Source organism: Bhargavaea cecembensis DSE10, from assembly GCF_000348905.1.
In the GTDB taxonomy this organism is placed as follows: domain Bacteria; phylum Bacillota; class Bacilli; order Bacillales_A; family Planococcaceae; genus Bhargavaea; species Bhargavaea cecembensis.
In genome coordinates, this window is record NZ_AOFT01000003.1 from 154,360 (window position 1) to 167,548 (window position 13,189).

Here is a 13,189-nt window from a genome sequence, read left to right on the forward strand (position 1 = left end):
CTTCGCCAGTATGCCTTCTAACATTGAGCGAGGTTAAAAACCATTCAATCCGAGCACAAATATCGCAATGATGACCAGAAATCCTGCCGGAAGCACAATCAAGATAGCGGCTGATACTTTCCGCCAAAAACCGCTTTCGCTATACCAAGAAGCCAGAATTGCCGCCGAGTATCCAATTAAAATCATAATGACCCATGAGGACCCGATATCTTTCCCGACAAGCGATTGTAAAATGATATATGTGACAAACAAAATGACAATAGATAAGATACCCAAGTGTTTCCTCATTGCAGTTCCCCTTCGCCCTGGACTCAGGGTCTTATTGTTTGGATTTCTCGTCTTTTTTCCACTTTAAATACTCATACATGATGTCACCGAGAGTGGCCAGAGTGGCTATAAATGGGATCCAGAACCTAAAGTACACATTATCGAAATCCGGATGGCCTTTCGCTTCTGCAACTGCCCAATACAGAAACGCAAGGATTAGAGGGCCGCCCCAAAGCGTTCGAATAAACTTCCCTCTGGCATCCAGTTCCCCATAGCCAATCTTGATCTCTTTCTTGATACCCTCACCCCCATGATCTCTCACCTTTTCGTTCCAAAAGAATCGGTGAGATATTCAGCAAAATCGAAATGATGGTCAACACCCACAATGCCCGTTCCATACCAGGCACAACGTCCATCAGAGCTGCCCAGTCTTCAGCATCTACCCATTGAGATACCAAGCTGTATTCTGCACAAAGTGTAAGAGCAGTGAGCGATAACCCCATCGCCATGGCCAGCCTATAATCCTTCCCTGCTCTGTACAAATAAAGATTCGTAAATGTTGCGGCGATTGCAAGAACCCCTAATATGATCCACATCGCTTCATCCCCATTTTTTATGTACTCCCCCAAATACGGGTACTGGTCAACTGGACGTTTGAACTTGATTTAAGATTCTTTTTTCCACTTTCTGTACTTATAGACTAAGCTTGCGAAATAAAGCAGCGTAAATACAATCGGAACCCATAATTTAAAAAACTCATTGTCAAACGCAGGATGTGCAGGTACAAACCAAACAGCCCAGTACAGAAATAGCAGAGCTAAAAAGCCACTCCAAAGCGATCGGATGAACTTTCCTTTGGCATCCAGCTCCCAATAGAAAATTTTGTACTCCTTCTTCATGCCACCATCCCCACGTCCTCATTACCATGTCGAATGCACCTTGCCTTTAAGAACAAAAGACGGCTTTTTGCCGGCTTTTATCCCACACTCCCTTATATGAGAACTTTGCCCATGGTTTATTTCTCCTTGTTAGTACTTTTTATTGCATTTGCGTAAGCAACAATAAACACAATAAACATTATTCCTCCAATTGCAGCGACTGTGATTAAAAAATCCAATTCTCATCTCTCCTTAGGGCTTTTCCTTGCTGATTTGATTTTTTTATAGAGGAAGATCACAGTATCTATCAACACCGCTACGATGGCTACGGTTAAGTAAGACCATATGGAAGGTACAAATGGGCCCGGCCCGAACACCAAATTTAAGATGGTTCCCACAACCAACATACCTAAACCGATAAAGCTGAATGGCCACTTTCTCCGGTTCCTGCGATCAGCGCCCATCTATTCTTCCCCCTTCCCAATCACCTGGCTATGCCCGAACACGATGCACGTGTCGGCTCTTCTTACATATCCGACCCACCCATAATTCGGTCAGCCAGTAAACCAGCGCAGCGGCAGCTCCAAGCAGGACAGAGAGCAGGAGTGCCGGAAGAATGAAGTCATCCTGCATCGCCAGAATCGCGATCAGCCCCGTGATTCCGGCTCCACTCAGAACATATGCCCGCAGTTTCCTGAACTTGCCGCGGATATACTGATCAGCCGTCCAGGACACGCCGATTCCCAGCGTTAAATAGATCGGTGCGATATAAATCAGATAGATCGTAAACAGTTCGCCCAGCCCGAAATGATAGACTCCGGGCTCCACCTCGTCTTTTGGTGTGTATTGAAGCAAGCACAGCAATGCCGTGAATATAATTGCGGATACTGTAGCAGAAAGAAGCCTTAACAAAGGAAACGCCTTCTTTCCATAATTTTACCATAGTTGATTGATTCACCCATCCCCCTCCCATTGAAAAGACCGCCAAATCATAGCCGATTTGGCGGTCTTGCCTCTGCTTATTTGCCGTTCACAAACGCTAAGATCACGACTTCTCATGTAAACAACAGAATATACAAAAGCAGTTAAAAAGAGGTCTCCAAGTCGCAGATATCGAATGTTCCCAAAACATTCTAACAAGGGGAGCTGAAACGGTGAATCAGATTTGTGTAATTAGTATTTACGTTCCAGATTTAAACCAAGCCATTGACTTCTACACCAATACCCTGGGGTTTGAACTAAACAAGCAATATGGGCCGAAAATTGCCTCGCTTGTACACGGCGAGTTACCCATCATTCTAGAAGAGAACGATCAAACAACGCATAATGAGGATGTAAATACCACAAGAGTCGTATTAGGCCTTCAAACAGAAAATATTTATAAGACGGTGAATTCCTTAAAAGAAAAAGACGTGAAATTTATTGTAGAGGAACCCACAAATTGCCCTCCCGGAAAATATATTAGCTTTAGTGACCCCTTCGGAAATATCTTAGAATACCTCCAATTTGAACATGTGTAACAGCGAAAGCGATCTGAAGGACTCAGGAGGTATGGAATGATTTTTGAAATGACCGTTCAGGTTCGTGTTTCCGATATTAAAGCAGGGCAAAAATGGTATGAAATCCTGCTCAATAAGAAGCCCGATTTTGTTCCGCATGATGGATTTGCAGAGTGGGAGCTTATTCCCGGGTGTTGGCTGCAGGTTGCAGAAGGTACCCTTACCGAGGGGAACGGACCATTTCGTTTGGGGATTGCAGACATTGAATCTGAAAGAGAACGATTGGTAAATGAATTGAAGATTGATCGTTTTGAAATCCATTCAAGACCAGAAGTTCCTGTTAAGTGGGGAACTTTCTCAGATCCGTGGGGAAATCGACTAGGTTTCTTTGAATACGTGAATAAGGCAGGACGAGAGCACGATTTCAACCTGTAGAAAACCGCCAAATCATAGCCGATTTGGCGGTTTTGCATTTGCTTATTTGCCGTTCACAAACGCAAGGATGTGGTTGATGAACGGTTCGGTTTTCTCAATCTGCGTCCAGTGGCCGCATTGGTTGAAGAGGTGGAGCTCCGCGTTGGGCAGCAGCTGCACAAGTTTGTAGCTTGTGTCCTCGAACAGGATGACCTGGTCGTTGAGCCCGTGGAACAGCAACGTCTCCGTCTTGATGTTCTTGAGGTCCTCATCCGAGAGTGCCAGCTCATCCGCCCGCTGTTGCTGATCCTCATAGAACATGGCGTGGAAGGCTTCCTTCGTCTCGGGCTCCATGCTCGCTTCGTAGCGCAGCCGGACGAGCTCTTCGTTCTTGGCCGCGGCTTCATCATGGGAGAACAGCTGGATCAGCTCGCGCATGTTTTCGATGCTCGGATCGTATCCCCATACTTTGCTGAGGCCGTAGGAGACCTTATGCTTCACCCCGACGGAGCCCATCAGGATCAGCTTTTTGACGAGGTCCGGGCGCCTGTGGGCGATATGGAGCGCCATCGCGCCGCCGAACGAGTTCCCGACGAGGTACACAGGGCCGTCCGCGACTTCCTCGATAAAGCCGATCAGGTGGTTGACCCAGTTGTCGAGGGAATACTGGTCCTTTTCCAGCTTGGCGGTTTTGCCGAATCCGACCACATCTGGTGCGAATACGTGAAGCGATTCGCTCAGGCGAGGGATGACGAGCCGCCAGTTGGCGTAGGCAGAGACCCCCGGGCCGGAGCCGTGGATGAGAATCATCGTTTCCGTGCCCGAGCCCGCCTCGAGATAATTCGTCTCGATGCCATTTACTTTCATGCGTTTTTCGGTTGCTTTGAGTTCATCAGTTGCGACCAAGAGAACATCCTCCTTCTGTTTTTGCTGCTTTGGTTATTGCGTTTATTAGACTTTCGCCTGTTCTTTAGACTCTTCTACAGTCACGGAGCGGACGTCTTCTGTCTCTTCCTCGATTGGTGCCTGTCCGGCGATGGCCGGCACTTTCTCTTCACGTACTGGGGTACCGTAACGGAAGAAGTCAGCAGGCAGCTCTGCTGCACCTTGCCAGATGATGGCTTTCTGGAGGTCTTCGCCTTTCCACTCGACTGTTTTCCAGTCCGGGTCGAAGATGAGGTAGCCCGCGTCACCGAACAGTTCCACACGGTTGCCGCCCGGTTCGCAGACGTAGAGGCATGAAGCCTGGGAGACGCCGTGCTTGAGCGGTCCTGCTTCGATTTCGAATCCGCGTTCGATGAGCAGGTCCGAGACGTCCGTCAGTGACTGCGGGTAGCCGTACCAGTAGCAGATATGGTGAAGGCGGCCTTTTTCGCCGAGCGCATCGCCCATGACCGCGATGTCATGCGCGAGGTTCGTGACGCTCGTCCAAGCCGCGATGTCGTTGTTGTCCTCGTCCAGGATCCGCTCGTTGACCTTGAAGCCGAGCAGTGCTTCCAGGAATTCGACGGTTTCACGCGGGTTGCTGGACAGCAGGTTGATGTGGTCCAGTCGGCGGACCGGCACGCCGATGTTCGGGCGGCGCTGCGGACGGTTCAAGAGCTTCGTCTTTTCTTCTTCAGGTGCTTCAAAGTATTCCACTTCATAGAAGATCTCCATGAGGTGCCCGTCCGGCGACTTGAACTGGTAGGCCGGGCCGTGCCCGACATCCCCGTCGATCCAGCCGATGCCATAGCCCTTTTCCTCGAGTTCCTTCACCCGGCGCTCCAGTGCATTCGGCGAAGTCGCCCGCAGCGACAGGTGGCCGAGGCCCGCTTCATGATGGTCCGTGATCTTCAGCGTGTTGTGGTAGTGGTCCTCGTAGGCACGCATGTAGACGGACTTCCCTTCGCGCGCCGCAACGCTCATCCCGAGAATCTCTCTGAAGAATGCCACGGACTCCTCGATTTTCGGGCTGTAGATCTCCAGGTGCGCCAGTTGCGCGACATCAAACAATGGTTCTTCTCGTTTCATGTGAACTCCCCCTATTTTGGTTGATTGGATTTGATTCAGGATAAACGGTTGCGGCTTACCACATCGGGTGGCCGTCGAAGCCGAGGATCGTCTTGCCGTAGCCGACCATGGCATCTTCGTACAGGTGGGTCGGGTGTGCGGCGACCGCAATCAGGTCACGGACAAACCGTTCGGACTGGCCATTCCTGTAGAGTGCGTTGCCCCCGAGGTTGATGATGATTCTTGTAGCCAGTTCCGCGGAATTCTTTGCGACATAGCCGCGCATCGCGAACAACTGCTCGCGCTCTTCCTCTTCGAGGACACGGGTGCCATCTGCCCGGTAGCCCTGGAGCTTTTCAAGGAGCTCATCCGCGATGTTTTTCAGCGCATTGAATTCCATCTTGATCTCGCCGATGTTCCGCTGGCCGCTGCTTCCGTCTTTCTCGTTTTTCTTGTTGTTGTAGATCCGGACGCGGCCTTTCGTCTTCTCGATGTAGTCGTCGACGAGGCGGTTCAGGCCGCCGATGGCCACCTGTGCGAATCCGGACAGGAAGTACGCGAGGTAAGGGACGTTGAAGATCTGGTAGTCCGGCTCATAGTTTCCGTCCGGGGCGGTTGCGCCCTGGACAACCCGGCTGATCGGGAAGACCATGTGCGGCGCTACGTAGGCCTTGTCCAATTTGACGGCGTTGCTTCCGGTGCCACGGAGGCCGAGCGTATCCCAGTTTTCGATGATTTCGGCGTCGTCTTTATGGACGATGAAGAGGCTCAGCTCAGGCTGTTCGCCGTCCCGCATTTTGTGGATGGCACCGAGCGCGATCCAGTCGCACCAGAGCACGCCGCTGCAGAAGTTCCAGGTCCCGCTGACGATGTACCCTTCCCCGTCATCCGCATCCTCGACCTGCCCGACCGGCGCGAACACGTCTGCCATGAGTTCCCCTCTGCCGAAGAGCTTGTCCCGGCCCTCTTTCGGGAGAAATGCCGGCCATGTTTCATGGATGATCGCAAAGTAGGTGATCCATGCGGCAGGCACACTGTGATACGCCACCGTCCGGATAATGTCGCCGAACGTCTTGAAGTCCAGTTCCTGGCCGCCGTATGTTTTCGGCCGCATCAGCATATGGAATTCCGCTTCTTTCATTTTCTCTATGACAACATCAGGAAGTTTTCCGTCTTGATCCGATTGCAGGGAATGCTGTTCCGCCAGTTCACCAAGTTCCTTTGCTCTGCGCAATAGCTCTTCACGTTCCAAGGGCTTCTGAAGTACATTAGGTTGTCTCATACGTTCCCTCCTCATTTGTAAGCGCTATCAACCGAATAGCTTATGTCATAGTATAGGTGCCGGCCGGAAGTGCGTGTACCTACTGGTTGTATGAAGATTCGGATTATTTTCGCACGAAAAGTACGAAAGTGGTCAGCCGCCCTCGTGTGTCCGTCCATGTATAATCCCCTGCCGAATCTCCCACACTAGGTTCATCTCAGAATCTATTGGAGGAGATCCGCCATGACCATCCAACTGCCGCCGATGCGGAAAGCTGCCGTATATGTCCGCTCGACATACTGGGGGCGCGCGCCGCTCCATGCCTCGGCCGATGACAACGAAGAGCTCCTCTTGCGCGTGGTCGAGGGGCGCTGCGACTATGACCTGTTTTACGAAGCCAGCAGCTACAAGCGGAACGAAGCCGCAATGGAACTATTGCGCTGGGCCGACCTGGGCGAATTCGACGCCATCGTCACCCGGCACATCCACTCATTCGGGCTCGGCATCAAATTCGACTGGGACACAATGATGGGCCTCATGATGGCTCGGGGCATCCGCATCATCACTCCGGAGAAGGTGTATTCAAGGGAAAACCGGAACGACATGACCTATCTGGAATTCATGATGCGAGCGCTCCGGGATGAATACGAGATCAAGTTCGGGGCGGAGTGGGACCGCGTGAAGATGAGCTACCGCCTCAGGAAGACACCGGTGGAGCTCATGAGTTTGTACGAGCGGCCGGCTTCTGCGCAGGTGATCCAGTTTCCGGGGGTGTCCGGGCGGGAAGGGCTACCGGGAGAGACTTCTTAATTCAAGGACTAAGGACATCGGTTTCGTCATTCAGGCGTGCAGTTTCGTCATTCGAGACGCCGATTTCGTCATTCGTGGCCGCAGTTTCGTCATTCGAGACGCCGATTTCGTCATTCCGCCTGCCAGTTTTGTCATTCGGCCTCAAACGTACTTAAAAGGGACCATCCGCAGCGGATGGTCCCTTTCAATATCTAATACGAAAAGATCGACTTTAATGAGCGCCCCACATAATGTGCAGGGACCGGTTCGAGCTCCAGTTCCCTCGCCCAGACCGAGAGTTGGCCGATGTGATGGATTTCATGAGCGATGAGGTGATGCAGCACCTCATCCAGCGTATACTCCTGATCATCCCACGGGACACGCACTACATCCTCATTCCGCCCCTCTCCTTTAACCTTCAGAAATTCTACGACCTCATTTCTGCATCGGTCAGAGAGGGACCGTACCTTCACAAGCGTATCGCAGTCGGCAAAGTCGAACACAATATCTTCCTTGCCCTGAATTCCTCGGATCCAGCTGTGTTCGACGTCAATGATATGAAACAGCGTCTTTAGGATACTGCCCACCCCGCCGGTCCTAGATTTGGCCAGTTCTTCCTCAGGCAGCTGGCTGCACCATGCAAACCATTCATCTCTTACCTGCCAGTTGTATTCAAAGAAAAGGATCATGTGGACACGCTCCTGTTTTTTGTGTCAACGTACACATTCGCCCTTTTTCAGGCTATTCCTCTCCCCTATACTCCAAAATATCCCCCGGCTGGTAGTCGAGCGCTTTGCAGATGGCTTCGAGCGTCGAGAAGCGGACGGCGGCTGCGGAGTGATCTGGCTCGGTTGGTGTGTGCTAATCTTCAAACTCGCGGGTGTAATCTTCAAACTCCGCTCGCTAATCTTCAAACTCATGACAGTAATCTTCAAACCCATCCAAAACACTTGTATGAATGCCCCGCCCGCCTACTCTTCCCGATACTCCAAAATATCCCCTGGCTGACAATCAAGCGCTTTGCAGATGGCTTCGAGCGTCGAGAAGCGGACGGCCTTGGCCTTGCCGTTTTTCAGGATGGACAGGTTGGCCATCGTGACGCCGACTTTTTCGGAGAGTTCGGTGACGCTCATCTTGCGCTTGGCGAGCATGACGTCGAGATTAATAATAATTGGCATTTGGCTCCCTCCTCAGACCGTCAGATCGTTTTCTTGTTTGATGTCGATCGCCTGTTTCAGCAGCCGCTGCAGCACCGCGGCAAAGACGGCGATTACGAGCGACGCGCCGACGATGACCAGGCCGATCAGGGCGAGGCCCGGGGCGTCATCCCATTCTGCGATCATGAAGATGAACGGCAGCGCGACCGCATACAGGCCGCTGATCGTGAAGGCGCAGTTGCGGATTTTCTTGAGCGACCCGACCGACAGCTCCGAGAACGCCTCGTTGCGGTCGATATAGCCCAGGAGCTTTAACGCCTGGTAAAGGGCCATGTAAAACGGGATGGCCGAAATGTACATGATGGCCATCAGGCTGAGGACGATCCAAGGAAGCTGCATCCCTTCGCCGATAAACCCCATTGCTTCCAGGACAATCTTCGGAAGGATCAGGACCGCAATCAGGAGCACCGGAATGCCCATCACGATGACCGTGAGCTTCAAAAGCAATGTAGAACCTTTTTTCAACATGTGCACCTCGTTTCTTAATAGTGGGCTTTTCTTTCAGACCGTGAATTCATTTTCCGCCCGGATGGAGATGGCCTGCTTCAGAAGATGCCCGAGCACCGCCGAGAAAACGGCGATTACGACTGAAATTCCGGAGATTCCCATGCCGATGACGATGAGGCCTGGGGCTTCTTCAATCCGGGCAAGCTCGGCGAATACGGGAAGGCCGAGCGCAAACAGGATGGCGACGATTGCGGCACAGCGACGGATCTTCCGCAATGCCAGGATGGCAGGCTCTGAGAACGCCTCCCTGTTGTCGATCAGCCCCAGCAGCCGCCACGCCTCGCGCAACGCTTTGAGGTAAGGCACTGCCGATCCGGCCAATACAGCGAACAGTCCCCATTCCGCAAACGGCAATGCTTCCCCGCGGATCAGGGCGAGCGATACTTCGATGCTAAGCTGAAGGGCAACCGCAAGCACCGGCAGGCCCATCACCACCAAAGTGAGCTTCAGGAATAACGTCGATCCCCTCTTCATCAAGCACACCTCTTTCCGTTGATTCTTCTCGATTATAGATAAATTTATATCGAATATCAATAAATAATGATTGGAAAACGAAAAAACTTTTTCTGCACACAAGAAACGTGCTGCAACCCGGGCGGGCAGCAGCACGTTTGGGCTGACGGACGGGTCTGCACGTTCGGCGCTTGAGATTGTACGTTGGGGCCGCGAGTCTGCACGTTGAAGCCGCGAGATTACATATTCAGCCTCCGAGATTTCACATTCGGATTGCAACAATTCCCTCTCCTTATCCTTCTGTCCTTGCAGTATAGTTGGGGTAACACGTTATTCCGGGGGGATGCGGATGAGGCGGAGTTCGTTATACGGGTTGCTGATCGGAGGCATCGGGGTGTCCCAGTTCGGCAACTGGATTTATCTGATCGCGCTGAATCTCCTCGTGTTTGACATGACCGGTTCGGCGGCGGCCGTCGCGCTACTTTATGTCATCGGCCCTTCCGCACGGGTGGTGATGAGTCTGTTTGCCGGTTCGGTCATAGACCGCTCCGACAAGAAGCGGCTCATGATCGCCTCCGACATCATCCGGGGCCTGCTTGTCTTCATGATGCCGTTTGCCGGATCGATCTGGATTGTTTATCTGCTGGTCTTCCTTACAAACGCGACGGGGACATTTTTCGGGCCCAGTTCCACCTTCGTCATCACGAAGCTTGTCCCGGACAGTGATCGCAAGCGGTTCAATTCGTTCATGGGGATGATGAACTCCGGTGCGTTCCTGATCGGCCCGGCACTTGCCGGCGTGCTGATCTTAACTGTCGGGACGACATGGACCGTCTTTCTGAACAGCGTCACGTTTTTCATCTGTGCCGCAGCCATCGCGCTTTTGCCTGTACCTAAAGAAACGGGTGCCCCCGCCGGACGTTTTGATTGGCGCATATTGCGTAATGACTATGGTGAAGTCGTCCAATTTATCCGATCGGAGCCGTTTTTCTTCCGCATCTATCTGATATTCCAGATCGCGCTCATGCTGGCATTCGCCCTCGACTCCCAGGAAGTAACGTTCATCAAGCAGGACCTGGCACTTGGTGATCAAAAGTACGGGCTGCTCGTAAGCATTGCCGGAGCCGGGTCGCTGATCGGGGCATCGCTTTCCGCCGCATTTGCGAAAAAGCTGTCCCTGCAGGCCTATCTCGGATTCGGAACTGTGCTGACGATGGCGGCGTATGCGGCATTCTACAGCTCTGCCGGCTTTTACCCGGCGATGATCGCCTTTATCCTGCTCGGCATCTTCATGGCCTTCAGTAACGCCGGATACGATACGTTCTACCAGCGCAATGTTCCGGCCGCGCTCATGGGAAGAGTCGGCAGCCTGGCAGCCATCTTCCAGAATGTCCTTCAGATTGTCTTCACCCTCCTTCTTGGCCTTTTGGCGGAATGGTTCAGTGTGCAAGGGGCCGCAATCGTCTTTGCGCTAATTGCAATTGTGCTTGCCATTGCCCTTTCCGTATCGGTATTTGACCGCAAGAAGGCCGGATACTTTGAAGCGGAAAGTGCATGAGGACCCAAAAACAGTGAAGCCCCCGCCGATCGCAATGAAGCGATTCGGCAGGGGCTTTTTTTGGACATTTCCAAATTCACCCTACATCCAACTCCTTTTTTACAGTATAGTGGAAATAACAGGGGGATTTGGAGGATAAAGATGGGAAGCTTTCTGCTGATTTCACTATTCATACTCGGTGCCGCCCTGGCCGGTATCTTCCTGCTGATCCGGTTGCTTTCGCGAAAGCAGGTTCCAAAAGGCATGCTTGCTGCAGTTCTGGGACTCTCGGCAGTCGCCATCGGTCTTTCTATTTATGAAACACAGTTCCATCCGTTCGGCCGCAGCGGAGGTAGTTCCTACATGGAGCCGCTCGATTCGCCTTCCGGCCGATACACCGCAAGCGCCTATTATCGTCCGTATGGCGGAGCGGCCGGCGGGATCACGGTCTGGGTGGATGTCACGGAAGAAGGCGGCAAACCAAAAACGGTCTATTATGCGGAAGCCAACAGCCGCTTTGATGTCCAATGGGCGGATGAAGGCCTCCTTTTCGTCACGAATGAAGAGCCGGGCTATCCCGAATCCGACCGCAGCACCGAACTTAAGGTCGGGAAAGAAATCTATCATGACACCGGAAAAGCTTGCGGCAGCTTTTGGGTGAAGAAAAACTACGAATCTTGCATTGAGGGGGAGGGGTTCCATGAATACAACGGATAACCTGGACATTTATAATGATCCGCTTCAGTATGACAGGCAGTACGGCGGTTACGACGCAGACACCCGGTTCATCCTGGGGCATTTGCCCCCGCCTGGCTCAGCGGTCATCGACCTCGCCTGCGGCACGGGCCGAATTTCGATCCCGGTCGCAGATGCCGGTTATGAGGTGACCGGCGTCGACCTGCACGAAGGGATGCTCGAACGTGCCCGGGAAAAAGCAGCGGAACAGGGCCTCCCTATCCGCTTCCTTCGGCAGGACTGCCGGGAACTTGACCTGCCTGTTTCCGCTCCCCTCATCGTCATGGCCGGCAACTCATTCCAGCACTTCCTGACGAATGAGGACCAGGACCGGATGCTGGAAAGCGTCCGGAGGCATCTCGAGCCGGGCGGCCGGTTCATCTTTGACACGCGGAATCCCGTGCTTGCGGAACTGGCCATACCGGACCGGTATGAAGAGACATCGGAAACTGACGAGCGCCGGATCCGTGAGGTGCACACCGAAACCTATGACCCCACCACGCAGACTCTTCATTGCATGACAGAGAAGTTCACCGAAGACGGTACACCGCTCGGCCAGGATGCCATCTCGCTCCGCTACACCTATCCACTGGAACTGGAGCGGCTTCTCCAGCAGCATGGCTTCCGGCTGGAGAATAGGTACGGTGACTGGAGCGGGCGCCCCTTCCAAGCACAAAGTGGGCAGATGGTGTGTATCTGCCGGAGGGATGAGCCATGATCATCTCCGCCAATCAATGGAAAATCACCTTAGAGCTTTTGTTTTACCTGTCAGCGGTCTCCGCAATCGTCATGGTGTTCCAACGCACTTCAGAGTTGGAAGCGATTCTTGTGTTGCTCGCCCTTGGCATTGTCCGGGAGATCTTAAACAAGACGATTGCAAAAGACCTGGATACCGTCTTTGACCATAAAAGCTTCAAATTTTTGGACACTGTCCTAATGGGTGTACTATTGGTCGGGGTGTACTGGAGCTACCGGGATATCGGCATTCTTATTTCGACCGGAATCACTGCGCTCCTCGCTCTATTAACTTTTCTATATCGTTTATTTAAACGGGACGATCCGGCCAGCAGGGATACGTTTTAGATTCATTTGGGGCCTGCAAATCATAACAATGGGAATCCCATCGCAAATGAATATCATAAATAAAAGGACAGGCAGTCCTGTCCTCTTTTACCATGCGAACGGTGTGTATTCGATGATCTCCCACTCCAGATCTTCTCTTATTAAAACTCTTTCAATGGCATTCAAATAGTCGTCCGTCACCATGTAGCGATCGGAACCGATCATGATGCTGTTTGCATCAAAGCCTACCTTGTAATCTTGCCTGTCGGTTTGGATCACCATCGTACTGGTGATTGCCGGGAAATCATAGGGTGAGATTCTTTTCATCTTCATATCGGTTGTCATAATTTCTCTGATCAGGTCCTGATCATGAATTTCTGTATGTACCGTGTTCGTCATATAGGGCACATCGCTATAAAACGAGATCTGCTCGACCGTTTCGTTCTCAGCAATCAGATTGGTGACCAGTTCTTCATAGGTTGTGTTCTTGGAAAAATCATAGATAATGTATCCGATGATCAGGATGATCAGGATGATCAGGAGCACTCCGCCTATTTTCCTGACGTCCATCTCTCTCC

General features: G+C 52.2%; 18 protein-coding genes and 1 pseudogene. 7 read left to right on the top strand and 12 right to left on the bottom strand.

Features of this window, described 5'->3' with window-relative positions; all coding sequences use genetic code 11:
• Window positions 1-33 precede the first annotated feature (33 nt).
• From C772_RS04270 to C772_RS04295, 3 genes are all read right to left on the bottom strand, one after another.
• Window positions 34-288, bottom strand: coding sequence for a hypothetical protein (locus C772_RS04270; protein ID WP_035001383.1), 255 nt, complete (start codon window positions 286-288; stop codon window positions 34-36).
• Window positions 289-569: 281 nt separating this feature from the next.
• Window positions 570-863 (bottom strand): hypothetical protein, encoded by a 294-nt coding sequence (locus C772_RS04280; protein WP_008297696.1) that lies wholly within the window; start codon window positions 861-863, stop codon window positions 570-572.
• Between the two features lie 774 nt (window positions 864-1,637).
• On the bottom strand, window positions 1,638-2,000 hold the full coding sequence (locus C772_RS04295; RefSeq protein ID WP_152419689.1) for a hypothetical protein: 363 nt from the start codon (window positions 1,998-2,000) through the stop codon (window positions 1,638-1,640).
• Window positions 2,001-2,299: 299 nt separating this feature from the next.
• Here C772_RS04295 and C772_RS04300 point away from each other — a divergent pair, with 299 nt between their 5' ends.
• Both C772_RS04300 and C772_RS04305 read left to right on the top strand, forming a co-directional pair.
• Window positions 2,300-2,665, top strand: coding sequence for a VOC family protein (locus tag C772_RS04300; protein ID WP_008297700.1), 366 nt, complete (start codon window positions 2,300-2,302; stop codon window positions 2,663-2,665).
• A gap of 36 nt (window positions 2,666-2,701) precedes the next feature.
• Complete coding sequence (locus tag C772_RS04305; protein ID WP_008297701.1) at window positions 2,702-3,079, top strand: VOC family protein; 378 nt, start codon at window positions 2,702-2,704, stop codon at window positions 3,077-3,079.
• Between the two features lie 42 nt (window positions 3,080-3,121).
• Here the strand turns inward: C772_RS04305 and C772_RS04310 are convergent, their stop codons facing one another.
• From C772_RS04310 to C772_RS04320, 3 genes are read right to left on the bottom strand one after another with little or no spacing between them, the layout of a single operon-like run.
• Window positions 3,122-3,964: an alpha/beta fold hydrolase gene (locus C772_RS04310; RefSeq protein ID WP_008297702.1), complete on the bottom strand. Its 843-nt coding sequence runs from the start codon at window positions 3,962-3,964 to the stop codon at window positions 3,122-3,124.
• A 45-nt stretch (window positions 3,965-4,009) separates the two neighbouring features.
• Window positions 4,010-5,071 carry a catechol 2,3-dioxygenase gene (locus C772_RS04315; protein ID WP_008297703.1) on the bottom strand — a complete coding sequence of 354 codons (1,062 nt, stop codon included), beginning with the start codon at window positions 5,069-5,071 and terminating at the stop codon, window positions 4,010-4,012.
• A gap of 55 nt (window positions 5,072-5,126) precedes the next feature.
• On the bottom strand, window positions 5,127-6,332 hold the full coding sequence (locus C772_RS04320) for an acyl-CoA dehydrogenase family protein (RefSeq protein WP_008297705.1): 1,206 nt from the start codon (window positions 6,330-6,332) through the stop codon (window positions 5,127-5,129).
• Window positions 6,333-6,554: 222 nt separating this feature from the next.
• On the opposite strand from C772_RS04320, the gene C772_RS04325 reads away from it, so the two are divergent.
• Window positions 6,555-7,121, top strand: a complete 567-nt coding sequence (locus C772_RS04325) for a recombinase family protein (protein ID WP_008297707.1) — start codon at window positions 6,555-6,557, stop codon at window positions 7,119-7,121.
• A 191-nt stretch (window positions 7,122-7,312) separates the two neighbouring features.
• On the opposite strand, the gene C772_RS04330 is transcribed toward C772_RS04325, so the two are convergent.
• The 5 genes and pseudogenes from C772_RS04330 to C772_RS04345 all read right to left on the bottom strand — a co-directional run bounded on the left by C772_RS04330 (window position 7,313) and on the right by C772_RS04345 (window position 9,298).
• Window positions 7,313-7,789 (bottom strand): DinB family protein, encoded by a 477-nt coding sequence (locus tag C772_RS04330; RefSeq protein WP_008297709.1) that lies wholly within the window; start codon window positions 7,787-7,789, stop codon window positions 7,313-7,315.
• Between the two features lie 52 nt (window positions 7,790-7,841).
• Window positions 7,842-7,934 (bottom strand): annotated as a pseudogene (locus tag C772_RS16815) (helix-turn-helix domain-containing protein); the annotation flags it as partial.
• Window positions 7,935-8,071: 137 nt separating this feature from the next.
• Entirely contained in the window at window positions 8,072-8,278 is a 207-nt protein-coding gene (locus C772_RS04335) for a helix-turn-helix domain-containing protein (protein WP_008297710.1), read from the bottom strand.
• A 12-nt stretch (window positions 8,279-8,290) separates the two neighbouring features.
• Window positions 8,291-8,782: a DUF2975 domain-containing protein gene (locus tag C772_RS04340; protein WP_035001384.1), complete on the bottom strand. Its 492-nt coding sequence runs from the start codon at window positions 8,780-8,782 to the stop codon at window positions 8,291-8,293.
• Window positions 8,783-8,818: 36 nt separating this feature from the next.
• Window positions 8,819-9,298 carry a DUF2975 domain-containing protein gene (locus C772_RS04345; RefSeq protein ID WP_008297712.1) on the bottom strand — a complete coding sequence of 160 codons (480 nt, stop codon included), beginning with the start codon at window positions 9,296-9,298 and terminating at the stop codon, window positions 8,819-8,821.
• 328 nt (window positions 9,299-9,626) lie between these two features.
• On the opposite strand from C772_RS04345, the gene C772_RS04350 reads away from it, so the two are divergent.
• The 4 genes from C772_RS04350 to C772_RS04365 all read left to right on the top strand — a co-directional run bounded on the left by C772_RS04350 (window position 9,627) and on the right by C772_RS04365 (window position 12,632).
• The gene (locus C772_RS04350; RefSeq protein ID WP_008297713.1) at window positions 9,627-10,835 is read left to right on the top strand and encodes an MFS transporter; all 1,209 of its coding nucleotides are present in this window, start codon (window positions 9,627-9,629) and stop codon (window positions 10,833-10,835) included.
• A gap of 141 nt (window positions 10,836-10,976) precedes the next feature.
• The gene (locus tag C772_RS16040) at window positions 10,977-11,531 is read left to right on the top strand and encodes a DUF5412 family protein (RefSeq protein ID WP_008297714.1); all 555 of its coding nucleotides are present in this window, start codon (window positions 10,977-10,979) and stop codon (window positions 11,529-11,531) included.
• Window positions 11,515-12,267, top strand: coding sequence for a class I SAM-dependent methyltransferase (locus tag C772_RS04360; RefSeq protein WP_008297715.1), 753 nt, complete (start codon window positions 11,515-11,517; stop codon window positions 12,265-12,267). The genes C772_RS16040 and C772_RS04360 overlap by 17 nt, the downstream gene beginning before the upstream one ends.
• Complete coding sequence (locus C772_RS04365) at window positions 12,264-12,632, top strand: hypothetical protein (RefSeq protein ID WP_008297716.1); 369 nt, start codon at window positions 12,264-12,266, stop codon at window positions 12,630-12,632. The genes C772_RS04360 and C772_RS04365 overlap by 4 nt, the downstream gene beginning before the upstream one ends.
• Window positions 12,633-12,719: 87 nt before the next feature.
• Here the strand turns inward: C772_RS04365 and C772_RS04370 are convergent, their stop codons facing one another.
• Window positions 12,720-13,181, bottom strand: a complete 462-nt coding sequence (locus C772_RS04370; protein WP_008297718.1) for a hypothetical protein — start codon at window positions 13,179-13,181, stop codon at window positions 12,720-12,722.
• Between the last annotated feature and the right edge of the window lie 8 nt (window positions 13,182-13,189).